The 25,233-nt window shown below is 47.2% G+C and carries 22 protein-coding genes; 16 read left to right on the forward strand and 6 right to left on the reverse strand.

The features are described 5' to 3' along the window. Positions 1–216 precede the first annotated feature (216 nt). Positions 217–480, reverse strand: a complete 264-nt coding sequence (locus EKG38_RS01405) for a hypothetical protein (protein ID WP_246033048.1) — start codon at positions 478–480, stop codon at positions 217–219. A 609-nt stretch (positions 481–1,089) separates the two neighbouring features. Between EKG38_RS01405 and EKG38_RS01410 the strand changes: the two genes are divergently transcribed. The 7 genes from EKG38_RS01410 to EKG38_RS01445 all read left to right on the forward strand — a co-directional run bounded on the left by EKG38_RS01410 (position 1,090) and on the right by EKG38_RS01445 (position 9,590). Next, entirely contained in the window at positions 1,090–1,926 is an 837-nt protein-coding gene (locus EKG38_RS01410; RefSeq protein WP_126517988.1) for a phosphate ABC transporter substrate-binding protein, read from the forward strand. Positions 1,927–1,972: 46 nt separating this feature from the next. Further along, a complete protein-coding gene (locus EKG38_RS01415; RefSeq protein WP_126517990.1) occupies positions 1,973–2,851 on the forward strand; it encodes a PstC family ABC transporter permease in 879 nt (292 codons plus the stop codon). After that, positions 2,848–3,744 carry a PstA family ABC transporter permease gene (locus EKG38_RS01420; protein ID WP_126517992.1) on the forward strand — a complete coding sequence of 299 codons (897 nt, stop codon included), beginning with the start codon at positions 2,848–2,850 and terminating at the stop codon, positions 3,742–3,744. The genes EKG38_RS01415 and EKG38_RS01420 overlap by 4 nt, the downstream gene beginning before the upstream one ends. Further along, a complete protein-coding gene (locus EKG38_RS01425) occupies positions 3,738–4,463 on the forward strand; it encodes a phosphate ABC transporter ATP-binding protein (protein ID WP_126517994.1) in 726 nt (241 codons plus the stop codon). Before EKG38_RS01420 ends, EKG38_RS01425 begins: the two co-directional genes overlap by 7 nt. A gap of 294 nt (positions 4,464–4,757) precedes the next feature. Beyond that, entirely contained in the window at positions 4,758–5,786 is a 1,029-nt protein-coding gene (locus EKG38_RS01435; protein WP_246033049.1) for an AraC family transcriptional regulator, read from the forward strand. A gap of 197 nt (positions 5,787–5,983) precedes the next feature. Continuing rightward, positions 5,984–8,005, forward strand: coding sequence for an alkyl/aryl-sulfatase (locus EKG38_RS01440; protein ID WP_126517998.1), 2,022 nt, complete (start codon positions 5,984–5,986; stop codon positions 8,003–8,005). Between the two features lie 205 nt (positions 8,006–8,210). Then, positions 8,211–9,590, forward strand: a complete 1,380-nt coding sequence (locus EKG38_RS01445; RefSeq protein WP_221767744.1) for a class II fumarate hydratase — start codon at positions 8,211–8,213, stop codon at positions 9,588–9,590. 136 nt (positions 9,591–9,726) lie between these two features. Here the strand turns inward: EKG38_RS01445 and EKG38_RS01450 are convergent, their stop codons facing one another. Next, positions 9,727–10,734 (reverse strand): class I SAM-dependent rRNA methyltransferase, encoded by a 1,008-nt coding sequence (locus EKG38_RS01450; protein WP_126518002.1) that lies wholly within the window; start codon positions 10,732–10,734, stop codon positions 9,727–9,729. Between the two features lie 182 nt (positions 10,735–10,916). Here EKG38_RS01450 and EKG38_RS01455 point away from each other — a divergent pair, with 182 nt between their 5' ends. Further along, on the forward strand, positions 10,917–11,489 hold the full coding sequence (locus EKG38_RS01455; RefSeq protein ID WP_126518005.1) for an esterase/lipase family protein: 573 nt from the start codon (positions 10,917–10,919) through the stop codon (positions 11,487–11,489). A gap of 345 nt (positions 11,490–11,834) precedes the next feature. Here the strand turns inward: EKG38_RS01455 and rarD are convergent, their stop codons facing one another. Next, entirely contained in the window at positions 11,835–12,764 is a 930-nt protein-coding gene (gene rarD / locus EKG38_RS01460) for an EamA family transporter RarD (protein WP_126518007.1), read from the reverse strand. Between the two features lie 355 nt (positions 12,765–13,119). Here rarD and EKG38_RS01465 point away from each other — a divergent pair, with 355 nt between their 5' ends. Beyond that, positions 13,120–14,661, forward strand: coding sequence for an FG-GAP repeat domain-containing protein (locus EKG38_RS01465; protein WP_126518009.1), 1,542 nt, complete (start codon positions 13,120–13,122; stop codon positions 14,659–14,661). A gap of 265 nt (positions 14,662–14,926) precedes the next feature. After that, a complete protein-coding gene (locus tag EKG38_RS01470; RefSeq protein ID WP_126518011.1) occupies positions 14,927–16,294 on the forward strand; it encodes a hypothetical protein in 1,368 nt (455 codons plus the stop codon). An 84-nt stretch (positions 16,295–16,378) separates the two neighbouring features. Here EKG38_RS01470 and EKG38_RS01475 read toward each other — a convergent pair whose 3' ends face one another. After that, positions 16,379–17,344, reverse strand: a complete 966-nt coding sequence (locus EKG38_RS01475; protein WP_126518013.1) for a helix-turn-helix domain-containing protein — start codon at positions 17,342–17,344, stop codon at positions 16,379–16,381. 151 nt (positions 17,345–17,495) lie between these two features. Between EKG38_RS01475 and EKG38_RS01480 the strand changes: the two genes are divergently transcribed. Next, positions 17,496–18,308 carry a YMGG-like glycine zipper-containing protein gene (locus EKG38_RS01480; protein ID WP_126518016.1) on the forward strand — a complete coding sequence of 271 codons (813 nt, stop codon included), beginning with the start codon at positions 17,496–17,498 and terminating at the stop codon, positions 18,306–18,308. Between the two features lie 151 nt (positions 18,309–18,459). Here the strand turns inward: EKG38_RS01480 and EKG38_RS01485 are convergent, their stop codons facing one another. Together EKG38_RS01485 and EKG38_RS01490 are read right to left on the reverse strand one after the other, a co-directional pair. Continuing rightward, positions 18,460–19,689 (reverse strand): sensor histidine kinase, encoded by a 1,230-nt coding sequence (locus EKG38_RS01485; RefSeq protein WP_246033050.1) that lies wholly within the window; start codon positions 19,687–19,689, stop codon positions 18,460–18,462. Between the two features lie 38 nt (positions 19,690–19,727). Beyond that, positions 19,728–20,414, reverse strand: coding sequence for a response regulator transcription factor (locus tag EKG38_RS01490; protein ID WP_012141060.1), 687 nt, complete (start codon positions 20,412–20,414; stop codon positions 19,728–19,730). 127 nt (positions 20,415–20,541) lie between these two features. On the opposite strand from EKG38_RS01490, the gene EKG38_RS01495 reads away from it, so the two are divergent. From EKG38_RS01495 to EKG38_RS01515, 5 genes are all read left to right on the forward strand, one after another. Then, positions 20,542–21,573, forward strand: a complete 1,032-nt coding sequence (locus EKG38_RS01495; RefSeq protein WP_126518020.1) for a glycosyltransferase family 2 protein — start codon at positions 20,542–20,544, stop codon at positions 21,571–21,573. Further along, on the forward strand, positions 21,570–22,964 hold the full coding sequence (locus EKG38_RS01500; RefSeq protein WP_126518022.1) for an ArnT family glycosyltransferase: 1,395 nt from the start codon (positions 21,570–21,572) through the stop codon (positions 22,962–22,964). Before EKG38_RS01495 ends, EKG38_RS01500 begins: the two co-directional genes overlap by 4 nt. Then, positions 22,952–23,380, forward strand: coding sequence for a GtrA family protein (locus EKG38_RS01505; RefSeq protein WP_126518024.1), 429 nt, complete (start codon positions 22,952–22,954; stop codon positions 23,378–23,380). Before EKG38_RS01500 ends, EKG38_RS01505 begins: the two co-directional genes overlap by 13 nt. 153 nt (positions 23,381–23,533) lie before the next feature. Then, positions 23,534–24,214, forward strand: a complete 681-nt coding sequence (locus EKG38_RS01510) for a YiaD family glycine zipper/OmpA-like lipoprotein (protein WP_126518025.1) — start codon at positions 23,534–23,536, stop codon at positions 24,212–24,214. A gap of 211 nt (positions 24,215–24,425) precedes the next feature. Next, positions 24,426–25,217 (forward strand): molybdate ABC transporter substrate-binding protein, encoded by a 792-nt coding sequence (locus EKG38_RS01515; protein WP_246033051.1) that lies wholly within the window; start codon positions 24,426–24,428, stop codon positions 25,215–25,217. The last annotated feature ends 16 nt before the right edge of the window (positions 25,218–25,233 follow it).

Genomic DNA, 25,233 nt, shown 5'->3' on the forward strand with positions numbered 1-25,233 from the left:
CTCTTAATCAACATGTTATTTTGGGTGTGGGAGGTTCAATGGAGTTCGATAAAACATTGCGCAGGATTGTCGCCCTAAGTGCTCTTGTGTTGCTGGTATGCAGTCTGAGTTTGGCTGTGCTTGCGATATAAGTGATTAAAAAAGGGGGGATGATTAAGCGTGCAGAGCCTTAGTGATAAGGCTCTTACTCTGGGGAGGCTGACTATACTCTCTCGTCTACCTCTTGCGCCAATGGCGAAGTTTAGACATCTTTGTGCGCAGCTCTCTGTCGGTGATATTCTCTAATTCATCCCACCCACGTCTGGCGATCGCTTCAAGTTGTAACTTGGCGCCTAAGTGGATATCACTTATTCCAACTTGGATCTCTGTCTGGCTGGTGGAGAAGTGGTTGCTTGCCCCTGAGGATATTTGATAAACATCTTTCGCCTCTTTACCTTTTACTTCCAGATTCCTGATGATTTTATCTTCACCTTGCGGCATGAACATCGACTCCATTGATGAAAAATTATATTTACTTAACTCTTTGTTGAAGCAAAGCATCTAGCTTGAGAGAAAGTGTTGAGACACTTTATTTAATATTTTAAATATTAAGGCTTAATATATCGGGTATTTTATCTTCAAAGTGAAGGCCACAATGTGATTGGTTCGATAATTATAATTAAGCCTGTCTGTAGCGTTAATTATATAGCAGGAAAGTGTAATTAGGTATTTTTTGACGGTTAGTATTTCTAATAAGGTTATTAAGGTAAGCTTATAAGTCGGTATTAATTGACCTATTCAGATATTAAAATTTTTGGGCGTTATTTTTGAACCTACGCATTGAAGATAGGTCTTGAAGGTAAGTCTTGAAGAGAAGAGTACTCTGTCATCGATGTCGACGACCCAGCCTGACATCCTATTATCAATTTGTTGCTAATTTAGTGGTCAATTTGTCCTGATAGCCGATTTCCCCTGAAAAGTTGCCGACACAGGTGGCAAAAAACAGATAAACCCCTTGCTCCTAAGGCGTTAATAGCAATAATTGCCCTCCTTACCGAATGATCTTCTGTCACTGCTAATTCAGCATCCATTTAACTGCTTGGAATTATTATGATGTTTAAAACCTGCTCTGTTCGCTTAATGGCGATTTTTACCTTGCTCATATCGAGTCCACTTATTGCCGATGAGCTTTCTGCTTTCGATAAGATGAGTGGTCAGTTAAACATCGCCGGTGGCACCGCGCACATTCCAGTGATGAAGAGGGCGGCAAGACAGATTATGGGGCATAACCCCGATATTCGTATCACCATCGCTGGTGGCGGTTCTGGCGTCGGTGTTCAGCAGGTGGCCAAAGGGCTGGTGAATATCGGCAATACCGGCCGTGCCTTAAAGAATAAAGAGATGAACTTAGGACTGAATTCATTCGCCTTCGCTATCGATGGTGTCGCCGTTATCATTCATCCACAGAACCCGGTCGATGATCTAAGCCAGCAGCAAATTATCGATATTTATCAGGGAAAAATTACTAACTGGCGCGAGCTAGGTGGTCAAGACAGACTGATACACCTCTTTAGTCGCGATGAAGCGAGTGGTACCCGTTCTGTGTTCACTAAGAAACTGCTAAAAGGCGCACAACTCGCTGCAAACGCTAATATAGTGCCATCAAATGGCGCGATGAAAACCGCAGTGTCACAAGATATGGGCGCTATCGGTTACTCTAGCGTGGGTTACATCGATAACATGGTAAAAGCGCCAACTTATAACCATATTATGCCCACTCAAGAGGCTTGTGCTTCAGAAGAATATCCTGTGGTGCGCCGTTTATATATGAATACGAAGGGGCTACCTGATGGTCTGACTCAGGCCTTCATCGATTACATCTATAGTAAGCAAGGTGCGAAGCACGTCCAGGCATCGGGTTATATTGCAATCGACGCAAAGCCATAACCACACTCTCTGGAATTAATCTGAGGCCTGTTGACTGAAGCACTCGATGCAAAGCCATAAGCTTACGCTTAAGCAAAACAGTTGGATGCAAGCCTTGCTGATGACCTTAGTAGTCAGCAGCGGCTTGCTGCTGTTTGCTGTATTCTGTTTCTTGATTTGGTTTTCTCTACCGGTTTTTTTTACTGAAACAACTTCTGTTTTCAGCCTGAAATGGCAGCCGGAGCAGGGGCATTTTGGCATCTTGGCCATGGTCTTCGGCACCCTGTCACTGGCTTTTCTCTCTACATCGGTCGCCTTTGTTATCGCCATGGGGCTCAATAGCTTCTGCCTGTTATCGCGCCGGCGTTGGCTGGTTACTCTGTTGCGATCTTTGCTTAGATTTATGGCCGCGATACCGACCGTAGTTTATGGTCTGGCGGCTCTTTTTCTACTCCTACCGCTTCTGCGTAACGGCTTGCAACTAGGTTCAGGTTACAGTCTGTTTGCCGCTGTCTGCATGTTGATATTGCTCATTTTGCCTGTTATCTGTGTCATGCTGGATAACATTACTACGCCGTTATGGCAGCAATATGCGCTGGGTGCCCAGGCGTTGGGGTTTAGCCCCGAGCAAACCTATATGCACGTTATTTTGCCCCATTGCAGGGTCAATATCTGTGGCGCTGCGTTACTCGGATTTAACCGGGCAATAGGGGATACCATGCTCCCTTTGATGTTAGCGGGAAATGCGACGCAACTGCCTTCTGGAGTCTTCGATGCCATTCGTAGCCTGACAGCACATATCGCCTTAGTGATCGCGACCGATCAAGGCAGTGAAGCCTATAACTCCTTGTTTGTGGCTGGAATGCTGCTGTTAATCTGTAGTGCATGCATCTGTCTGCTATCGCGTTATCTGGTGGGACGAAATCGCCTGGTGCAGCCAGAATGAGTCGCTTGATAGGCTATTGGGGCAGGCTCTGTGCACTTTTTATTATTAGTATTATGCTGATGTTAATTGGTTTCATCTTGCTGAAAGGAGCCCCGACATTAAGTCTGCAACTCTTCTTCGGTGATACGGCGCCACTGGCCGCCATGATGGGGCAACAGCCTGTATGGGAGGGCATATGGCCTGCCTGTGTAGGCACTCTCACTGTTGTCTTATGTGCGGTTTCTTTGGCTTCGGTGCCGGGAATTGCAAGTGGTATTTGGCTTGCGAGTGCGCCAGACAAGCCCGCTCAGAAAGTGTTTGGTTTGGCGGTCGATATTCTGGCTGGGATCCCGTCTATTCTTATGGGGTTATTTGGTTTTAGCCTGATTTTACTTCTGCGGGGGAGTTTCTTTCCTCAGGCTAATGCAAGCCTCCTGCTTGCGTCGTTCTGTTTAGCCCTGCTTATTCTTCCCTATATTGCCTGTGCGACGCTAAATGCCCTGAGCAGCTTGCCAAAACAGTTGTCGGTGACGGGGGCCGCCTTAGGTATGACCCAATGGCAAGTCACGTATCGTTTGCTACTGCCGCAAGCCAGCTCAGGAATAATGAGTGGACTCATGCTGGCGATAGGCAGGGCGGCTGAAGATACTGCCGTGATCATGTTAACGGGCGCCGTTGCAAATGCAGGCTTACCCGGTGGATTACTGCAGCGATTCGAAGCGCTACCATTCACGATTTTTTATTACAGTGCCCAGTACCAATCACAACAAGAGTTGAATATGGCTTTCGGCGCGGCGTTAGTCCTGCTTACCTTGACCAGTATTATCTTTACCCTGCTTGCTGCTATCGTCAGACGTCGCAACTGCAATATATTTGGATCTGCAAAGAGCCTTAAAAAGGAGTCTATATGTTAGATATTGCCGGAGATCCCCGAGATGATATCGTCGGTCACCTTGAGAACGTCAGTATTCAATTTGCCGATACAAAGATCCTCTGTGATGTGAACTTACAGTTACTCAAGGGCCAGTTGCACATGCTGACCGGCCCATCGGGTTGTGGAAAAACAACCCTGTTGCGGGCATTAAACCGACTCAACGATTGCTTCGATAAGCATGAGATGAGCGGCAGTATTTGTTTGAAATTGTCCGAAGGTGAGGTCGATGTCCATCTGCTTGCCCATAAGCATCTGCCTCTGCTGCGCCGAAAAGTTGGCATGGTATTTCAAATTCCCAATCTCTTACCCGGTAGCATTATTGATAACCTGCTATTGCCACTTAAGGTTGTCGCTGGGTTAGATTCGACCCGAGCCATGGCACGCTGTGAGAAAGTGCTGGTACAGGTGAAGTTATGGGATGAGGTTAAGGATAGGCTTAATAATGATGCCTCCTCACTGTCCGGTGGTCAGCAGCAACGACTATGTCTGGCAAGAACCTTAGCGCTTAAACCTGAGATACTACTGTTAGACGAACCTACGGCTTCCCTCGATCCAGAAAATACAGAGGTGATAGAGCAGTTATTGGAGTCATTGAAACAGCAATATACCATGGTGATGGTGTCACATTGCCCCGCCCAGACTGAGCGGTTGGCGGATAAGATATTCAGGTTGGATGGACAGCAGGTTATCAGTGGTTAGTTTCATCACCGGAACAATGATACCGATTGGTATTAACCATCAGTGAACGTGTATCACTGATGGTTTTTTATTATCTTAAATATATGATTATCGTCTGATCAAATAACGCAGCATGACCCCTTGCTGGCTAATATCTAATACTTCATAGCCATGATTTTTCGCATCCGCTGGGATGTTGTTTATCGACTGCGAGCAATTGCAGGCCTGTTTTGACTTTTCTGGGGCTATAGCTGATCGCTCTTGTATTAATTGCTAACATTAATAGCTATGGATCTTAATCGGCGGATGAATCTTATGCAGGTAACAGCCAAATACACGACTATCGCAGCTTGGGCATCAGCGGTTGCCAGAGCGTTGAGAGCGTCGGGTGTCGATCCGGGAAGTGTGTTTGAAGATGCTGGCTTATCATTAACTGAGATCGAAAGAGCGCCGGACTCTCGTATCCCTATAGAAAAAATGACCCTATTTTGGGAAGCGGTTGAAAGTGCGACTCAATCGCCAGCATTCGGCCTTGCTGTGGGCCGCTATGCATACCCTATGCACTTCAGATCTTTGGGGTTGTTGATGATGACCTCTGAAACGCTGGCGCGCGCATTCGAACGTCTTCCCGATTACTATGCCCTGGTGAGCAACTCTGCAAGTATAAAGCTGCAAAGAACACCGCAGCTGATAGGATTTACCATCACACCACTTAATGGGGTCGAGATCAGTGAGATGGCGATAGATGCATTTTTTGCTACCTTGATGCACCACGGAGACTTGATGATTGGGCACTCGAATTTCATTAAAACCGTGGAGCTTATCCGGGAGTCCCCGAAAGATGAAAGCCCCTGGCAAACTTGTTTCAACTGCCCGGTCTCATTCGAACAGCAAGTGAACTGTCTGTGGATGGACAGGAGCATGCTTGAGAAGGCGACGACGATGGCAGATCCTAAGTTGGCCATGAAGAACGAGCATGCGGTCCGCCAATATCTGGAAAAGATGCAGGCTTTAAGCTGGCACGAGAAAACCAGCCAGGCGGTACATGCCATGCTGGTTGACGGTGAACCTTGTCTGGTTAAGGCGGCGCAGATCTACAATTTGAGTGAACGAACCCTGAGTCGTTATCTCAAGTGTGAGGGCACAAATTTTAGGACAATATTGCAGGAGAAGCGTAAGGAGTTAGCGCATTATTATTTGGTTAATAGTGAATTGTCGATAACTCACATTGCAGATAAGTTGGGCTATACCAGCTTGAGTAATTTCACCCGCGTATTTCACCTCTGGTATGGGCTAAGCCCGAGTCTGTATCGTCTGCAGACCCATTCACCTGCAAACTTATAGACAGTGAAGTTAATGGAGTTGCTTAAACGCTTTGATACCTCTCTAATCACCAATGATTCCCTCTCTGTCAGCATTTACAAGGTGCCATGTATGAGCCTTCAAGCGATGGTGGAGATTAGATTGGCGTAAAATGATAACCCTGCTGTTATGGATATGTAATAGCTTGTGGTTAATTGTTATCTCCAGAGCAGAGTCATATGTATCATTTTCTTCGTTTAGCGCCTGTTAGTCCTCATATCCTTATTATGGTTTTATTGCTCACGGGCTGCCAGCCAGACCCCGCAGGTACAGATATTGAAGACAGGCCTGGGCTCGATGTTGTCGATGAAGATGGTTTTACACCAGCAACGGCCTATACACGCAGTGCTAATGCGGCGTTATTAGGTGAGCTCCCTTTCGATAATAAACAGGACTTTGTCGATGCGAACCGTGGTTTTATCGCTAAGCTCCCGGCCTTGAGAGTCGAGAATGGCGAGGGGGATACCATCTGGGACATGCCCGCCTATGACTTCATCGATGGCGGGGCACCTGTGAGTGTCAATCCAAGTTTGTGGCGACAAGCCAAGCTCAATAATATTCACGGATTATTCGAGGTGACCAAGGGGGTCTATCAGATCCGTGGTTTCGACCTGGCTAATATGACTATCATCGAAGGTAAGAGTGGTTGGATAGTGGTCGACCCGCTGACGACGGCCGAAACGGCGAGCGTTGCCCTCGATTTTGTGAATAAACAACTGGGTAACAGGCCCATCTCAGCCATCTTATTTACCCACAGCCATATGGATCATTTTGGCGGTGCTTTAGGTCTGTTGGGAGAGCCTGATAAGGCTGAAACGGGCAACATAGATATCCTGGCACCGGCGGGATTTATGCATGAGGCAACCAGTGAAAACGTGATGGCGGGAACGGCTATGAGTCGCCGTGCCATGTACATGTATGGTAAAAGCCTTCCGAGGGGGGCTCGTGGACATATAGATTCGGGCCTTGGTAAGGAACCCGCATTTGGCACTTTCGGTATTTTGGCGCCGACAATCACGATAGAAAAGGATGAGTCGAGAGTGATCGATGGCATTAACTTTGAGTTTCAGATTGTCTCCGGTTCGGAGGCGCCGGCCGAGTTTACCTTCTCTCTGCCTGAGCTCAATGCCTATTGTGGTGCCGAGCTGGTATCTAAGACGATGCATAACCTCTATACGCTCAGAGGGGCCAAGGTCCGGGATGCGCTGCAGTGGAGCGATGCTATCGATGAGGCACTAACAAACCAGAGAGGAGCCGAGGTCTATTTTGGTAGCCATCATTGGCCCATCTGGGGACAAGAGGCTATCGCCGACTTTTTAGAGAAGCAGCGTGATACCTATAAATATATTCATGACCAATCGGTTCGTATGCTCAATAAGGGGTTAACCCCGTCTGAGATAGCAGAGCAGATCCAGATGCCGCCATCACTGTCGACCACATTTGCCAGTCGCGGCTATTATGGCAGTGCCAGGCATAATGCCAAAGCCGTCTATCAGGCCTATTTAGGTTGGTATGACGCCAACCCGGTGAACCTCAATCCACTGCCCGATGAGCAATCTTCCGGTAAATATATCGCGTTGATGGGAGGCAGCGATGCCGTGCTAAAACATGCCGGTTCCGCCTTCGATAAGGGAGAATATCGCTGGACGGCAGAACTGCTTAACCATCTGGTGTTTAGTGATATCGATAATCGCTCGGCGAAAGCCTTGTTAGCGAAAACCTATGATCAGCTGGGCTACCAATCGGAATCGGCCCCCTGGCGTGACGTTTATCTGTCTGCGGCCTATGAGCTGCGCCATGGAAGTCCCGAAAAAGGGATCGATCTGGCTTCGATGAAACAGATCTTGCTGCGATCGCCGGTGGAAAATTTTTTACAATCGATGGCATCAAGAATCATAGGACCCGAAGCCTTTGGTGAGCGATTTACGCTCAATATCAATTTTACCGATCTGGGCGAGAACTATCTGCTTGAGCTTAAAAATTCGGTGCTGCACCACAGGAAGGCACCAAAGAACCTGAGTGCCGATGCGACGCTCAATATCAGTCACGAACTCTTTGTCGAACTTATCATAGGCAGTGCGGGAGTATCGGACCTGTTGTTTTCCGATGAGTTGGATATTGAGGGAAGTGAGTTAGATCTGGTGAGTTTTCTCACCTTACTGGATAAGCCTAAAGGTGTGTTCAATATCGTCACACCTTAGCGATAATAAGATCATACAGCTCCTGGATTCAACCTGGAGCCGTATGCTAACTACATTTCCTACTCTCCACCTTTCGACGGAATAAGACTCGATTGGAGCTTGTAAAGAGTCTGCCTGGCCTCTTCATGTGGCAGAGTTGCGATTACTGCCCGATACTTTATCTGATGACATGACTGACAGAATGTCATAAATAATGGGTAGGAAGATCATGAACACACGTATTGAAAGAGACAGTATGGGAGAGCTTCAGGTGCCGACTTCGGCACTATATGGAGCCCAAACACAGCGAGCGGTAAATAACTTTCCCATCAGTGGCAAGACTATGCCTGAGGCATTTATACGTGCCTTACTCATGGCTAAGTCGGCCGCGGCTCAGGCTAATGCAAAATTAGCACTGTTACCGCAAGATATGGCCGACGGTATCTCAGACGCGGCGAATCGACTGCTTAACGATCAGAATATGATGCAGCATTTCCCCGTGGATGTGTTTCAAACCGGTTCGGGTACCAGCTCGAACATGAATGCTAACGAAGTATTGGCTACTCTGGCGTCTAAAATTGCTAACCAAACAGTAGGTGCCAACGACCATGTAAATTATGGACAGAGCAGCAACGATATCATTCCATCCTGTATTCATATCAGTGCCGCCATCGAGCTTGAAAACCGTCTATTACCTGCACTGGAACATCTGCTGAAAGTGATCAAACAAAAAGCCGGCGAAGTCGATCATCATATCAAGACCGGCCGTACCCATCTGATGGATGCCATGCCTGTGCGGATGAGCCAGAGCCTGCTGAGTTGGGCGAGCCAGATAGAGCAGGATATCGATCTGATAGACGGGGTTAAGCCTAGATTACGGAGCCTGGCCCAAGGAGGGACGGCTGTGGGCACAGGGATAAATGCCCATGAGGATTTCGCTGTCGAATTTAATCACCAGCTTAGTCAGGCTACGGGCCTTGCATTCACGCCCGCCAGCAATTTTTTCAGTCATATCGGCACCCAAGATATTGCCGTTTCATTATCAGGACAGCTGAAAACTACTGCCGTATCTATGATGAAGATAGCTAACGATCTACGTTGGATGAACTCAGGGCCCCTGGCCGGATTGGGCGAGATCGAGCTGCAAGCCCTACAACCTGGTTCATCGATCATGCCGGGTAAGGTTAATCCTGTGATCCCGGAAGCCGTCACTATGGTTGCCGCGCAAGTCATAGGCAACGATAGCGCCATTACAGTGGGTGGTCAGGCGGGAAATTTTGAACTGAATGTCATGCTGCCCATGATCGCCGACAACCTGCTCTCAAGCATCAATTTGTTGGCCAATGTCAGTTATCTACTGGCGGATAAGGCCATAGCGACCTTTACAGTCAATGAGCTGCAGCTGAAGAAGGCCTTGGCGCGAAATCCGATTTTAGTGACCGCCTTGAACCCTATCATTGGATACGCAAAGGCCGCTGAAATCGCCAAGAAAGCCTATAAAGAAGGCCGAGCCGTATTAGATGTCGCCGAGGAAGAGACTGACATCTCTCGTGAGGAGCTTGAGAGGTTATTAGATCCAGCCAAACTAACTATGGGCGGCATGTAAAACTGCGAGCCTAGGTTGCTAAAGCCTAGGCTTAGTTTCACCGAGTTTAATCAATGGTTAAAGCGACCATTTTCAGTGGGTGATTACCGTCGCATCGGAGAGGGAAAGTCATTTCCCTCTTCGGTCTTTACTCTTATTATTCGATCTCAAGAGCAACCATTTTTAGTGGATGGTTGCCGTCAAACGATGGGAAATCTTCATGGCAGTTGAGCCAGGTGTGGCTGGTGACGGTGCGGCCCTGTTTCTCGACGCAGCGGACCAATGCATTAAACCAGGTATCACGTTCGACCTTAGCCACATTGTTACAACAGACTATGGTGCCACCCTTCTTAGTGGTTAAAAGTGCAGGTTTGAACAGGCTTTGGTAATCGTTGATCAGATCCACTGTGCCGAACGGGCTCTTGGCAAAACGAGGCGGGTCGAGAAAGACCAGATCGAATTGAGTGGCCGATAGCTTAGGGTAAGCGGGCAACTTCTGATTACGTCGTCCCCCGACCTTGAGTCCGGCAAGTTGGCGCAGCGCCGGGAATGCATCGCTCTGGATAAATTCACACACTTGGGCGACATTATTGAGCTCGGCATTTTTCTTGCCGGCAGCCAGTGCAAATGAGGAGAAGTCTATGTTGACGACGCGTTTTGCGCCGCCGACTGCGGCGGCAGTACCGATACCGCAGGTATATGAGAATAGGTTGAGTACCGTTTTGTTCTGACTGTTGGCCTTAACAAATTCCCGGCCGACACGCATATCCAGAAACAGCAGAGGATCTTGTCCCTCGTGACGGAGTTTAGTGGTGAACTTGATGCCGTTTTCCTGCATCACTTGATCCGATTGAGCAAAGGCCTCTGTTTCAGCGTCCAGATTATTGAGCACTCGTGAGTTTTTATTCGAGCGGTCGTTATAGACGATCGGCAGATCGGCTAATTGCACAAGGGAGGCCTGGATCTGTTCGAGTTCATCCTCATTAAGTGTCTGATGAAAAGTTTGGATCAGCCATGCATCGCCATATCTGTCTATGTTTAAGCCATTGATGCCCTCGACTGTGCCATGAAATACCCGAAAACAATCGGTATTGTCTGCCTTAACTTGGGCTAAGAGGTCTTGACGCTTTTCTAAAGCGCTGGCGAGTAGAGATGGAATCGACATGGTTAGTATGCTCGTATTAAGTGCCGGGGATAGCAGGCATGTAGTGTATATATGGTATATATGCGCGCATGATACCAAACATTAGCCGATAAATAACCTAGACTGGTTTTAGCTGGAGGGTTAATCCTCAACAAGTGGCGAAATCAGGCTTTGTATGGTGAAAAACCTAAAGAGTAGGGACTATGAAAATAGTATTGGTACATGGGATCTTTAATACGGGCCGTGTGCTTCGCTGGATGAAACGTCAGTTCGAGGCCCGGGGCTATGAGTGTTTCACGCCGACACTTGCCCCGCTGGATGGTCGTCACGGCATCGAGTACGCCAGTGCGAGTCTGAAGCAGCAGATAGAGGAGCGTTTCGGAGATAAGGAGCCGATTACTCTGGTTGGTTTTAGTATGGGGGGAATCGTCGCCCGCCACTATCTGCAGATGTTGGGTGGGGCTTGTCGAACGGTAAACTTTTTTACCCTATCGACGCCTCATCGGGGCAGCTACTGGGCTTATCTTCCCTACCCATCGAAAGGGATGAAACAGCTTAGGCCTAACAGCGCATTGCTGCGATCTCTCGATGCCGATGAAGTCAGCTTGCAGGGGGTCAATGTCTTCTCATATTGGACCCCGATAGATTTCACCATAGTGCCGAGTTCAAGTTCTTATTGGCCGGTTGCTGAAAACAAAAAGTTCTTTATCGTGCTACACCTGTCGGTCATCTTCAGTCGCAGGATTGTCACTGAGATCTTATACCAACTGCATTAAATATGTAGTCAATTCAGAGCCCCTCAGATTTTTCAATTTAAGGCGCATTGATGAAGAAATGGCTGCTCCCTTTTAAGGCAATGCAAAGCAGAAGTGGAAATCCTGAGGAGCTCACGTAGTGCGACTGATGTTTAAAGCAAAGGGCAAAGCACTTTATGCTGCGTTGAATGCTTTCGATATAGAATAACTATTAGCTTCAAACATCCAACTTGCCTACAGAGCTTTGAGCTCCCGCTGAATGGTCAGATATTTAGTGCTATTGGTATTTAATCTCAGTTCAGATAAAGTAACTCTTGCTACCAAATAGCAAAGGGAAAGACCGAAAGGTACTGATACCGATAGCTATTAATTATGCCGCCTATGGGTAAATATTCGCTGCTTCAAGGCGGGTAAAGCCTCCAGAGAGCAGAGAAGTAATCCCGTCCAGATTAATGCAAAACTCACTACTTTTACCTGATCGAAGTGTTCATTAAACAGGAGTACGGCTAATAGAAAGTGCATGCTGGGTTCGATATATTGCATCAGGCCTATCATAGACAGGCTGGTACGGCTGATGGCTAAGGCGAAGAAGATAAGCGGTAACAGGGTGACCGGCGCCGTACCCATATAGAGCAGCAACTGAGATAGCTCTCCGCCGAGTGCCACGCTCTGATCTGATACCCATAACCAAATAATGTAGAGTGCTGCAAATGGCATTAAAAGCATGGCTTCTACAGTCACCGATGTCAGTGAGTCGAAACGTATAAACTTTTTACATAGCCCATAGAGGGCGAAAAATCCCCCCATGCTAAGTGCCAACCAAGGCAGCTCTCCATAGCTATATACCATGTAGCCGATACCGGCAGTTCCGAGCATGACGGCGGCTTTTTGTGCCGAAGTGAGCTTATCTTTGAGAAAAATAACGCCTAAGCCTATGGCAAAGAGGGGATTGATAAAGAAGCCTAAACTCGCCGCTAATACCTGACCATGGGTGATGGCCCAAGTGAAACTATACCAAGAGACGCACATGATAAGCGTAGCTAATCCACACAGGGCGAGGGAGCGCTTATCAGACATCACAAGCTTTATCGAAGGCATTTTTCGGCGCAAGAGTAGGAAGACCAATGCCATAAAGGGCACGGAAAACAAGATTCGAAATGCCAACATCTCATTGATATCTGCACCGGGTAGGTATTGATAATAAAGCGGCATTAATCCCCATAAAAGAAAGGAGAAAGCCGCAAGGGAGTTACCCTGAATGGATGAACGTACCTTACTGGTGTCAGTGGAGTGCATATAAAATTAGTCTGAGATGATTTAGGGTAGAAAAAGGCGGCAATTCTCTCATTGAAATGGCTGGGGGTATGTGACCCAGATCACTTCGCATATCAATCTTTCTAGAACTTAATTCGCTTATTAATAGGCTGATAAATATAATTTTTTGTAACAAAAAGGTTATAGTTTTTTTGTTCTTTGATTGAGTAATGGAGTGGCGATAGTGATGACGCTGTTTACCGCCTCTTACTCTCTATCCCATCGAGTTAGTTTGTAACAGTCCGTTAACCGAGCTTCCTTTTTTCTTCAAAGTCGATAGATTAGTCATGGAGATGAAATTGATTCGTATCCAACATTAGTGGGGAGTGTGTGGTTAATGGGAAGTGAGAAAAAAGGATTTACATACTTGGCTCTGGCAGGCTTAACGGCTCTGTTGGCCTCATCGGGCGCTATCGCTGCCGATAGAGATAAACCTGTTAGTATAGAAGAGCACACCATTCAGGCGCCGTTCAATCTTACTCACCCAGTGCTGCCCGTCGATCTCTTGCCCTCTCCCGGGAAAGAGCTGGTTACCTTCGGCGTGGATGACAACCTGCAAAAGTGGTTAGGTATTTACACATTAAATACCGACAATCAACGTTATAGCCTATATCAAAAACTGCTACTGCCACCTTCGTTCTACTCTTTCGATATCAGCGATGAGAGTGATAACGGCCAGACAAAACAGGGACTCTATTTTTTGTCCAGTGAGCATATTGTTCAGTATGTGCCCGAGAATAGTTTAGCCCCTTTCGATGTGATTACAGAGATTAACTCTATTACGCTAAAGAAACGTCCGGATTTCATCCGTCGAGGCGAGTTCGTGCGGGATCTTAACGGCGATAAGCTTGCCGATATTCTGGTTAGCGATTTTTCACAGGTCAGGCTTCTGATAGCGAAGGCTGAGGGAGGGTTTGAAGAGCAGACCTTGCCGATAACTCCACAGGTTAAAGTGAACAAGCATGGCGCCGAGTATATCGAGTCTAAGCTCTATATCAGCGATGCCAATCTTGATGGTCGCAAAGATATCATTAAGATTGCCGAAGGTGAGTTGGAGGTGTACCCGCAAAATGAAACCGGCATGTTTAACACCTTGGCTAGCTATATCCCCGTCAGACAAGCGATCAGTGGTGTCGATTGGTGGAATAAGCGTGATGCTTTTGGTGAGTCGTTAGATCAAAGCTCCTTGATATACAGGAAGGTGGAGGAGGTCAGAGACATCAATAATGATGGCATTACCGATCTTGTACTTAGATACACTAAGAGTTCTGGTGTACTGGATAGAGTCAATGATTATGAAGTCTTTCTCGGTGAAAAGCTCAAGGGCAAGCTGGTTTTTCCGGCCAAGGCGAACAGTGTTGTGCGCGCGGAGGGGACATTAACGGGTTTGGAGTTTATCGATATCGATAATGATGACAAGCTTGAGGTGATGGTGGCCGGATTCGATATTGGTTTGACACAGATCATCGGTGCGCTGGTATCGGGTAGTATCGATCAGGATGTGTATCTGCTTAAGATGGGCAAGGACAGTCTTTTCCCGGCTATGCCCAATGTATCCAAAGAGGTTGAGCTAAGTTTTAGTCTCACATCGGGTCAAAGTGGTAGCCCCGTGGTTAAGCTTGCCGATATTAACGGGGATAAATTACAGGACCTCCTACTTTCGGATGGTCAGGATAGATTAAAAGTTTACTTGGGTGATACTGGCGGGAAGCTATTTAAGCGTCGCAGTGAGGAATTTAATACCCTGTTGCCACAAGAGGGAAATATGTTGTCCAGTGACGACCTTAATGGCGATGGCAAAGATGACATCTTAATTAAGTACGGGCGTCAGGATGACAAGAAGTTGTTAAGCCAATTTAAGGTACTTATTTCAGGTTAGGGGCATCCTTGGTTATAGAGCCTTTCTATAATTAACTTTTTATAAGTAACCACCTTTACGAAACAAACATACCTCTAGAGATAACATAGAGCAGCGCCGGGAGGCGCTGTTTATGCTTCTGTTTACCTTTCCATTCCCTTAATCACAAACCTATAAATTTAATTACCTTCTATTACTCAAGCTTACAGTTCTTGACGCCTATTTTTTGTCATAAGTAGCAACCATGTAAATGGTTATAACAATTGGTAATCAAAGGGAGTTTATTTTGAAAAAATCTTTTTTATGGCAGGCGCTCATTCTATCCGGTGCATTGTTGGGGATGACGGCGTGTAGCAGTGATGATGAGGATAGCTCCTCCGACATGAGTTACATTCAATTTTACAATGCTTCATCTAACAGTACCTCGGCGCGACTATCGATGGATGAGTATGAATATACCGAGGTGGACTTTGCCGATTCTATGGCCAGATACTCATATTCGACAGGTAGCGTCGAGTTGGCCATTGTTGGTAATGATGAGTTAGGTGACGATCAGACCGTTTATGAGCAGAGCCTGAACCTGGGGAATGATGAGGAGCATCTGTTTATGTTGGTGGGTGATTACCACTCACCCGAATTTATCGATATTAACTATCAAAGAGAGGAGATGGATGAGTTAAACAGCGATGAAGATGAAGACTATAGCAAGATGCAGCTTTTGGTGGCCCATACCGCGATGAATAGTGCCGGGTTTGATGTGTATATTGGTCTCTATGGTCGTGAATTTATTGATGCGACGCTAATTGGGGAGGTGAATTACAGGGAGCATTCAGATGCGGTGATATTTGATACGGGCGATTATATCCTTTATCTGACTGAGCCGGACTCTATGGAGCCGATATACACAACAGCAAGCATGTCGTTATCGACTAACACCGTCTATAAGTTGATTATCCGGGAAAGTTTCGGCCCCGGCACGCCAAACATCACCATAGATAGTGTCGACTCGACGTCATCTCCTGTGACCTATGCCAATGTTGATGCACACGCCGAGTTTAGGCTGTTTAACGGGTTGAGTGAGCAAGGTAGCATCGATGCCGAGATGACTAACCATCTAGGTGCCATCCAGGTGAATGGTATTGGAGTGGGGAAGGTCTCTGTGTTTAAAGAGATAGATTTTGATGATTACGCCGTGCAAATTCAGCAAAGTGACTCAGGCGAGATATTGGCTAACAACCTATTGGTGACCTTTAATCAGGACGAAAGCAGAACAATTTTTGTCTATCAGGATGAGGCCGGGGGGGTGAGAGGCATGACCTTAACCCATGATCTCAGACCGAGGGCATTTGAGTATCAAATGCATTTTGCTAATCTGGTGCATGAGTTCGAGGATCTCACCGTTTATTTTGTTCGTTCCAGTGAAACCATTGAATCGGCAGAATATAAGATAGATGATGCTGACTTTGCCGAATTGAATTCGCTGACCATACCGTCCGGAGAGTATGAGATAAGCGTCGTGCAGCAAGACGACAATGATGATTTGACCTTGCTTTATCAATCTGAGCTACTGAGCTTAGAGGGGGGAGGAAACTACTCGATGGCGCTGATTAAAGATACCTCTATGCCTTTAGGCTATCAGTTGTCACTCTTTTAATAGGGATCAAAAGCAATAGGGATTAAAGCAGTCGGTGCTAAAGCAGAGTACCTACTCTGCTTTTTATTTGCCTTACCGTTACTCTTACACTTTTTCCGCTTCATTGGAGTTACGCATCAGGTTGAGCATCAAGGGGCTTGAGAGTAGGTCCTCTCTTTGTATGGAAAAAGAGACATAAGTATATCGTTTGCCATTGTATCTGGCGCCATCGAGTCTATCGGTGAGGGGGTCCCCGGTGGCAACCCGTATACCTGTGAGAAAATCCATTAACTTGATCCCTATGTCAGATCTTGCCCGGTAACCTAATGCCTGGGTTAACGGGTTTTCGATAAGGCTCAATAACAGGTGAGTGAGGTAGTCCTCGGCGATATGCCGTCCGCCAAGATAAGCGCTGAGTATGTAAGTCGAGGCCGCCTGATCGCTATCGAGCAAATGTTCCGGTGTGAGTTCGCAGTCACCTAACTGACCCGTCAGCAGCAAGTTTAAGGTGTGAGGGCTGATCCTTAACAGAATGATATGACCTATAAGCACTCCGTCGACCTGATAGAAGGTCACCTCGGTAGAGGCGTGATTCACTAGTGGAGTGATAAAATCGGGGTTCCAATTTTCACGCTGACGGGTGAGGTTACTATGGTAGTGGCATATCCAGCGTATCATCTGGTCGGCATTGTCTGCGTGCTTATTTATCTTGTCGAAATTGATGTTGTCGCACGGAATATAGGGGTGGGCTCCCATCACATGGTTGTAGCTGGTCTGTTGATCTAACATCTTTTGAAAAGCAGACATCGTAGGTAGCTGCTTTAATTCAAATTCAGGGTTAGATAACAGCAGGTGCGCTTCATCTGCAAAGAATTCCATCAAGGCAATCTGACGTCGAATGTTGGGACTGACCTTACCTCGCTCCCAACGACTGATGGCGAGAGAGTCAATATCCGCAAACAGTTCACTGTAAGATTGCAACTCGAGTGCCAGCCCCTCTTGGGATAACCCCCTCTGAGATCGCCTTTTTAAGAGGTACTCGTCTATTCCTGAAAATTGCTCTCTGGTCATATCACCCTCTTTCGTTCCACATCAGCGCATTCGCCCTAGGCATGAGGTTATTTTTTTTTCGGAGCCATGCCCTGATGTAAATTTAATCAATCTGATTAAATAGCCTTACTGACTGACCTGTAATGTAACGCTTTTTACTGAGGAACACACTATGACAAACATGAGAAAAACCTTACTTGCTGCATTGTGCGTTTCACTCCTCAGTGGCTGTGCGAGTACCTCCGATGGCGAAAATACAGAGCAAGACCGCAATCGTGGATTGAGAACCGGCGCCGCTGGTGGCGCAATCTTAGGTTTAGCCTTAGGTGCCGCCACCGGTGATGCGAGTCTGGCTGCTAAAGGCGCTATGGTGGGAGCCGCTGCTGGTGGCGCTGCAGGTGCCGCGGCAGATTATCAAAATGATCGGGAAGATCACCGTAATGAAAATGGTAACAAGAACATTAACATCAATGGCTTGGGTAATATGTCTGACCCATCGGCACAAGCGACAAACGTGCCGCAAAATTGGGATAAGTTAGATGACTTTACCGGTGATTGGCAGATTAATATCTGGGCATTGACCGAGGACGGAAAGCGTATCGAGGCCACCGGTGTTGCCAAAGGGAGCCTGGCTAAAACAACAACGGCTCAGTTGAATTTTGAGAAGCTCAGTGTCGATGGTATCTCCCATGAGTTAACCGGCCAGATCCAACTGGGCTTTACCCCCGCAGCCGGTTATAGCTTAGAGACGGATTTCAGTAATAATGACAAGATGCGCTTCTCTGGCGAATATCAGGCTAACAATCAAAGATATAGTTATTATCCTGTCGGTGTAAAAGGGCAGACCCTATCGGGTGATGAACGTCATAACATGCGGGTCGAACTGCGCTTTGCCGGAAAAGATGTGTTTCTTGTCGACACCTTTACTCAGGTCAAAGGGGAAGATGTGCAGATACAATCCTATCGCTTCACCCGTCAGGGTTAGAGCCGGAAAGTACCCACTTTACTCCTGTACTCAAGTTTAAGGCGAAGAGGTGCAGATACAATTTTGTCGATTCAGCCGTCAAGGATAAACCCGGAGCTGTCAGCTTAATACCGAATAGAAACGAGCCAGATGGCTCGTTTTTCATTTGAATCTATTGGGCAAACCTGAGCGTTGCGATACAACCCGTTTCCGGAGCCGGGCTCAAGTTAAACTCCCAATCGTATCGTTGACATAGTGCATCGACAATCAATAACCCCAAACCGTGCCCCTCCGAGGATAGCTCGGACTCATTGAGTCCGGTGCCATGGTCGGTGATTCGAATACAATCTTGATCAACCTCTATGGCTATAACACCTGCATCGCTGGCATTGATGGCGTTGTTGAGTAAATTTGTCAGTAACATTCGTAGCACTGACTCACTTGGCAGGATCTTAGGTTCGCACTGCATCTGCAGCGTAATGCTCAGGCCTTTACTCTCTGCCAGAGGTTGTACGTACTCTATGATGTGCTCGAGCTCCCTGCGGTTAATGGTTCTGAGTGTGACGTTCTCTTTCGCTTGTTCCTGTTTTACCAGACTCAATAAAGCCTCAATGGTATGCTGCATATCCGTCGCAGCTTTAGCTATTCTATCTCTCTGCCTTGTCTGATATTCGGGTTCAGATTTTTGCTTAAGTAACCAGGTCGCCCCCTGAATGACGGTGAGAGGGGTTCTTAATTCATGGCTGGCATATCTGGCGAAGGCCTGTTCCTGTCGAATTAACTTCTCATTTTGTTGGCGGTAACGGTTAAGGCTATCCGCTAATTCATTAAACTCGGTGGCCGAGTCGCTTGGCACTGAGAAGTGGCTATTGGGATCGGTGGATTTTAGTTGTTGACTCAGCTGGGTTATGGGCGTTATCAATCTGCGGGTGAGCTTGATGATAGCGTAGCCAAACAGCAAAAAAAGCACCAACATGACGATGATGGATATCAGGTTAATGCTGCGCCATTCGGTTGGAGATAATTCGACATGTTCGGCATTCATGACTATCAGTAAGGGAAAGCGTTCACCATCTTGAATGTACTCACTGCGGTAAAGAAAAAGATCATTGAAATCGCTGTTCTGGATCTCATCGAGAAAACCGATAGGGTACTGAGCTAAGGCTCGGTATTTTTCCGGTAGATCCTGAACGCGATTATAGGCCCGGATACTGGTTGTGATAATTAACGGGGATTTAGCCTCATGCTTGAATTGAACGATTGCCGTACCGGCACTTTGCTGTAATGTTCTGCGGTTTAACTCATCCTCCAACCAATACAGCATTGATTGACTGAGCACAAAGAGGGTAGCCCCTACGACTATGGCAATGAAGGCAAAATAGAGGCTAAGTTTGCTTGTCATTGTATTAGCTGGACTTCTTTTCGTGAGGGAGTTCAACATCAGTTGCTCGTTAGCTCAAGTTTAAAACCTATCTTAGGTACGGTGATCAGTATGGGGGTTTCGAAAGGTTTATCGAGCTGATTTCGCAGCTGATACATATGGCTGCGTAAAATATCATTACTCGGCGGAGTGTCGCCCCACAGCTCATCGATAAGCTCTTCTCGTTTTACGATATTGGGTGCTTTATGCATAAGATAATGCAAAATTTGATAACAGGCTGGTGTGAGCGCGAGCTTTTTACCACCGCGATAGACTTGATGCTTTGCGGTATCGAGTTCAAGAGAGCCATATTTAAGTACACCTCGGGCGACTTTCCCCTGATGCCGGTTAATTAAGGCCGTTACTCTGGCGTTGAGCACATCTAAGTCGAAGGGTTTTGCCAGGTAGTCATCGGCGCCTGAGGCAAAACCATTTAAAAGATCTTGCTTATCATCCAGAGCCGTTAACATGAGGATAGGTGTGGTGCAGCCCATTTGTCGTAACTTTTTGGCTACGGTTAAACCATCCATCTTGGGCAGCATAAGATCTAAGATTATTAGATCGAAACATCCATCGAGTGCGAGCTTATAGCCTAGCTCACCATTAGCCGCAAAATCGACCTCTGTTCCCTGGGATTCAAAAAAGTCGGCAAGTATACCTGCCACATCCGGGTTGTCTTCGACAATGAGTAGTTGTGTTAAAGCCATCTGTTCCTCTGATTAACGATAGAAGCTAATTATTACACGATTTTGTAGAAGAAATGTCGATGATAATAAATTCACATAGTTAGCTGTATGTTTGCCTCAGTTTTCTGTTTATTGAAGGTTTCTTAGTATGGCACAGCCAACGTCAACAAATCGCGGTGATGGTCAGATTTGTCTCTCTATTCTTATTCCTATGTACAACGAGGCTGAAATGCTTCAGCCACTCTTTTCCCGTTTAAGCCAAGTGTTATCGAGTATCCCCGAGTCCTCTGAGATCGTATTTATAGATGATGGGAGTAGCGATAAGACCTGGGATCTACTGCAGCAGTTACCCGTCTCATCAAGTGAACATCAGTGCATTCGTCTGAGTCGAAATTTTGGTAAAGAGGCGGCTATGACCGCAGGATTAGAGCAGGCAAGGGGGTTGGCGGTTATCCTGCTCGATGCCGACCTTCAGGACCCTCCGGAGTTGATCCCTCAGATGTTGCAGGCTTGGAGGGAGGGCTTCGATGTTGTCAATATGAAGCGCAGGAAACGCTTGGGGGAATCCTGGTTTAAGCGTCTGTCTGCTGCCGCCTTTTATAGGGTGATCAATAGTATGGCTGAGTCGCCCGTTCCGGAGAATGTCGGAGATTTTAGGCTGATAAGCCGTCAGGTAGTAGACAGTATCAACGAATTACCCGAAAGAAATCGATTCATGAAAGGGATCCTGAGCTGGCCGGGGTTCTCTCAGACCGAGATACTGTTCGATCGTGATCCCCGCCATCTCGGAGAGACTAAATGGAATTACAGCAAGCTTATCGGTTTAGCGATGGATGGCATCACCTCATTTAGTATCAAGCCATTGAGGTTGGCGACTTGGGCCGGTCTACTCACCGCCTTCTCAGCATTTACCTACGGTGGTTGGGTATTTTTGAAGACGGTATTATGGGGCGGTGAGGTGGCTGGTTATCCATCATTGATGATAGTGCAGGTGGCTCTGGCCGGGGTTCAGCTATTGGCTCTGGGTTTGATTGGTGAGTATTTAGGTCGAGTATTTATGGAAGTAAAACAGCGGCCAATATACCTTATTCGCGAGGTCGAGCAGCAGCAAAGCACACGTACCAGTGTGAGTCATGCTGAGGTGGGTGAGAATGTTCGCTACCTGGAGTCGACGCGATGATCAATAGATTAAAATCCCTATCTCTGGGGCAATATTCTCTGGGCGTTTTGGTTACTGTTTTGTGTGTGCGTCTGGTGTCTCTCGCTTTTTATCCTCTGATGGATACCACCGAGGCGAGGTACGGTGAGATGGCCAGGTTAATGGTGGAGACAGGTAACTGGCTTACACCGCTATTCGATTACGGTGTCCCCTTTTGGGGGAAGCCGCCGTTGCATACCTGGATGAGTGCACTGGGTATCGAGCTATTTGGTATATCGGAGTTTGCGGTACGCTTTCCCCATTGGCTGGCTGCCGTCGCGGTATTAACTTTGACTGGCTATTTTGCGAAACAGATAAAGGTTTCGGCTGTGCAAGTCGCCATCTTGCTTGCTACGACTGTTGTTTTTTATGTCAGTGCCGGCGCGGTCATGACCGATATGGTGCTGACGTTAGGCATGACTCTGGCTATGGTCGGCTTCTATCTATGCTGGCAGGGCCGGTCCGTTTGGGGCTATGTGGGCTTTGTTGGTTTAAGTATTGGCCTGTTGGCAAAGGGGCCGGTTGTTCTGGTCTTGATGGGGCTGGCCGTGGGGCCGTGGTTAATATGGCAATACGGTCCGGTTAAACCATGGAAACTACTTTATCAGAGAGTGCCGCTCCTTGGTGGCTGTGCCCTAATGTTACTCCTTAGCCTACCCTGGTACTTGATGGCAGAGCATGCGACCCCGGGCTTCTTGCAGTATTTTATTGTCGGAGAGCATTGGCTGAGGTTTGTCGATAGCGGCTGGCAGGGAGATCTGTATGGTTCGGCTCATGACGAAATCCGGGGCACTATCTGGTTATTCTTTGTCGTATCGGCCTTGCCCTGGTCTCTGTTTATTCCAAGGGCGTTATGGCGCCTGTGGCAAGCAGGATGCGGCTTCGATAAGACAACTAAGTTCTTAATCTGCTGGATGTTATCGCCACTTATCTTATTCACGTTCGCCGGAAATATCCTACCCGCCTACGTATTGCCCGGGATCCCCGGTATGGGGTTGCTCTTAGCTTACGCATGGCGTGGTGAGAAAATCCCTAAGCTCGAGCCCATTGCGCTCGGAGTCAGCGGGTTAATACTGGCGGCTGTTATTGTACTCAATCTGGGCCCGGCAAAGGAGAAGAGTGATAAGTGGTTGCTCGCTCAAAGAGCGCCGGCTATTGCGACCTATTATTGGAAAAACAATCGCTTTTCATCAAAATTCTACAGTCAGGGCAAAGCTAAACTGTTGAGCAGTGAGGCTGAATTACGCCAAGTGGCAGGTGTCCCTTTCTATTTGGTTGTCGGTAATGAAAACCGTGAAGAGTTAGTGGCACTTTCTCAATGTATCGATACCGCGAATACGCCAGAAAAGAGCTTGTTCCTATGTGGTACATAGTGCTCGATTACGTAAAACGCTGGTCGGGCTTGACTCTGGTTCAGCTGAAGTTTTTATTGGTGGGCGGAGTCAGCTTTCTTATCGACTTGTCGCTGTTTCTCTACCTGTCTCAGCAACTCCTATGGCCTCTTTTAACTGCAAGACTGGCCGCTTTTAGTGTGGCGTTGACGTTAACCTGGCTGGGTAATCGATTATTTACGTTCAGTCATCGAAAGAAGGTACATAAAGGTCAACAGTTTGCGATGGCCGTTATACTCGCTTGCAGTGCCGCGTCAGTGAATCTCACTGTTTTTTATCTGCTGAGTGAGCTGCTCACGCCCACTGGGGTTACCGCCACTATTTATCTGGCGTTAGGAGTGCTATCGGGCTTGATCGTAAATTGGCTAGGCTCCAACTATCTTGTATTTCGTCATTAATATCTCGAATGGTATGGCTGGCAATAGCCTGTCGATATGAGACAATGGTGATCTGGATTTTAGTCATAAACCGGATGCGGCGAGTGTCTGGTTTATGACTATTATTGCTTTTTAATAATTAAATATAATTTGCTGGGCAGGCTTGGAGTAAACATGCTTATTTCTAAAAATTCTTTTGTTGTGAAGGCTGTTTTGGGGTGTTCATTAATGGTTTTAGCCGGTTGTCAAACGACTAACCCTTATAGCAACGAGAGTCAAAATGCCAAGGCGACCAATGGTGCGCTGATCGGTGCCATTGCCGGTGCAGCCATCGGCGTTGCTTCATCGAGCCGTAGCGATCGTGGTAAGGGCGCGTTAATTGGCGCCGCATCGGGTGCTGCACTGGGTGGTGGTATCGGTTACTACATGGATACTCAGGAGGCTGAATTAAGAAAACAGCTTCAATCGACCGGTGTGAGTGTGACTCGCAGTGGCGATAATATTGTATTGAATATGCCAAATGAAGTGACGTTTGGTGTGGATCAGACCGATCTGAGTTCAGGCGCGAAAAGAGTACTTAACAGTGTCGCTTTGGTGGCTAAAGAGTACGATCAAACTCAGTTGAACGTGCTTGGTTATACCGACAGTTCAGGGGCCGAGTCATACAACTTAAGGCTATCGAAAATTCGTGCTATCGAAGTTGGGAACTACTTAGTCGCTCAGAAGATCGAATATGGCAGAGTGAAATCAGAAGGTCTCGGTGAATCAAGACCCATTGCGACTAATGCAACGGCTGAAGGCCGAGCGCAAAACCGCAGAGTTGAAATCGTGCTAAGTCCATTACCACAAGGCTAGTATTTAGCTGAAATGATCTGGCTGCTAATTGGCAGCCTTTTTTTTGCTTCCGGATTCCTCTGAAATTGGACATTTTGTCGTTGACCGTCGAGAGAGCGGAGAGGTAATTCTCAGTTCGAAGAAGTTAACTCAACCGACTGTTGTGACAGGTTGGCCCTTATGGCTTGATAGTATTTTGGGTTTTAAGCGAATAGTGACGATGAAAATTAAAATGAATAAGTGGATAGCGACCACACTGCTATTGACACCTTTGGTGGTTAACAGTGCTCCGTTAGAGTTCAGGGCAGCGGGAAGTTTAAAGTCTGCGATGACTGAGCTGATTGGCGAATATCAGAAAATGGCTCCTATTGAAGTCGAGGCTCAGTTTGCGCCATCGGGCTTATTAAGAAAACGTATCGAACAGGGTGAGCATGTCGATCTGTATGCTTCGGCAAACATGAAGCATCCCTTAGCCTTGAGAGAGGCGGGAAAAGGTGCCCCAGTGGTTATGTTCGCCCGCAATAAACTCTGCGCTATCGCGCAGCCTGAAGTTGCTGTCGATAGCGCAACACTGTTAGGTAAATTGCTCGACCCGAAAGTCAGAGTGGGTACCTCTACCCCTAAAGCCGATCCAGCAGGTGATTATGCCTGGAAGTTGTTCGCTAAGGCTGACAAAATCTCATCTGGTGCGACATCGCTTCTGCAAGATAAAGCGCTGCAGCTAACGGGCGGCCCCGATAGTGCTAAAGCCCCCGAAGGGAAAAACCCTTATGGCTGGGTGATGGCAAATAAGCGTGCGGATATCTTTCTGACTTACTGCACCAATGCAGTATTGGCACAAAAAGAGGTGCCTGCTCTACAGATTATCTCGGTTCCCAAGGCCCTCTCGGTTGGTGCTAACTATGGCCTTATGGTGCTGAATGGGGATAAGAGCGAAGCTTCTGATTTGGCGATGTATATACTTTCTGAAGAGGGGCAGAAGATCCTGGCTGGTTACGGATTCGATGTGCCGTTATTGCCATAGTTTAATAGGTTATTGT

Source organism: Shewanella canadensis (assembly GCF_003966225.1).
Taxonomy (GTDB): Bacteria; Pseudomonadota; Gammaproteobacteria; order Enterobacterales; family Shewanellaceae; genus Shewanella; species Shewanella canadensis.

Excerpts from the sequence above, each read along its gene's own strand:
- EKG38_RS01415 (WP_126517990.1), top strand. The coding sequence starts at position 1,973 with ATGCAAAGCCATAAGCTTACGCTTAAGCAAAACAGTTGGATGCAAGCC.
- EKG38_RS01435 (WP_246033049.1), top strand. The coding sequence starts at position 4,758 with ATGCAGGTAACAGCCAAATACACGACTATCGCAGCTTGGGCATCAGCG.
- EKG38_RS01495 (WP_126518020.1), top strand. The coding sequence starts at position 20,542 with ATGGCACAGCCAACGTCAACAAATCGCGGTGATGGTCAGATTTGTCTC.
- EKG38_RS01440 (WP_126517998.1), top strand. The coding sequence starts at position 5,984 with ATGTATCATTTTCTTCGTTTAGCGCCTGTTAGTCCTCATATCCTTATT.
- EKG38_RS01455 (WP_126518005.1), top strand. The coding sequence starts at position 10,917 with ATGAAAATAGTATTGGTACATGGGATCTTTAATACGGGCCGTGTGCTT.
- EKG38_RS01500 (WP_126518022.1), top strand. The coding sequence starts at position 21,570 with ATGATCAATAGATTAAAATCCCTATCTCTGGGGCAATATTCTCTGGGC.
- EKG38_RS01510 (WP_126518025.1), top strand. The coding sequence starts at position 23,534 with ATGCTTATTTCTAAAAATTCTTTTGTTGTGAAGGCTGTTTTGGGGTGT.
- EKG38_RS01465 (WP_126518009.1), top strand. The coding sequence starts at position 13,120 with ATGGGAAGTGAGAAAAAAGGATTTACATACTTGGCTCTGGCAGGCTTA.
- EKG38_RS01405 (WP_246033048.1), bottom strand. The coding sequence starts at position 480 with ATGCCGCAAGGTGAAGATAAAATCATCAGGAATCTGGAAGTAAAAGGT.
- EKG38_RS01480 (WP_126518016.1), top strand. The coding sequence starts at position 17,496 with ATGACAAACATGAGAAAAACCTTACTTGCTGCATTGTGCGTTTCACTC.
- EKG38_RS01425 (WP_126517994.1), top strand. The coding sequence starts at position 3,738 with ATGTTAGATATTGCCGGAGATCCCCGAGATGATATCGTCGGTCACCTT.
- EKG38_RS01450 (WP_126518002.1), bottom strand. The coding sequence starts at position 10,734 with ATGTCGATTCCATCTCTACTCGCCAGCGCTTTAGAAAAGCGTCAAGAC.
- EKG38_RS01505 (WP_126518024.1), top strand. The coding sequence starts at position 22,952 with ATGTGGTACATAGTGCTCGATTACGTAAAACGCTGGTCGGGCTTGACT.
- EKG38_RS01410 (WP_126517988.1), top strand. The coding sequence starts at position 1,090 with ATGATGTTTAAAACCTGCTCTGTTCGCTTAATGGCGATTTTTACCTTG.
- rarD (WP_126518007.1), bottom strand. The coding sequence starts at position 12,764 with ATGCACTCCACTGACACCAGTAAGGTACGTTCATCCATTCAGGGTAAC.
- EKG38_RS01490 (WP_012141060.1), bottom strand. The coding sequence starts at position 20,414 with ATGGCTTTAACACAACTACTCATTGTCGAAGACAACCCGGATGTGGCA.
- EKG38_RS01420 (WP_126517992.1), top strand. The coding sequence starts at position 2,848 with ATGAGTCGCTTGATAGGCTATTGGGGCAGGCTCTGTGCACTTTTTATT.
- EKG38_RS01475 (WP_126518013.1), bottom strand. The coding sequence starts at position 17,344 with ATGACCAGAGAGCAATTTTCAGGAATAGACGAGTACCTCTTAAAAAGG.
- EKG38_RS01485 (WP_246033050.1), bottom strand. The coding sequence starts at position 19,689 with ATGACAAGCAAACTTAGCCTCTATTTTGCCTTCATTGCCATAGTCGTA.
- EKG38_RS01515 (WP_246033051.1), top strand. The coding sequence starts at position 24,426 with ATGAATAAGTGGATAGCGACCACACTGCTATTGACACCTTTGGTGGTT.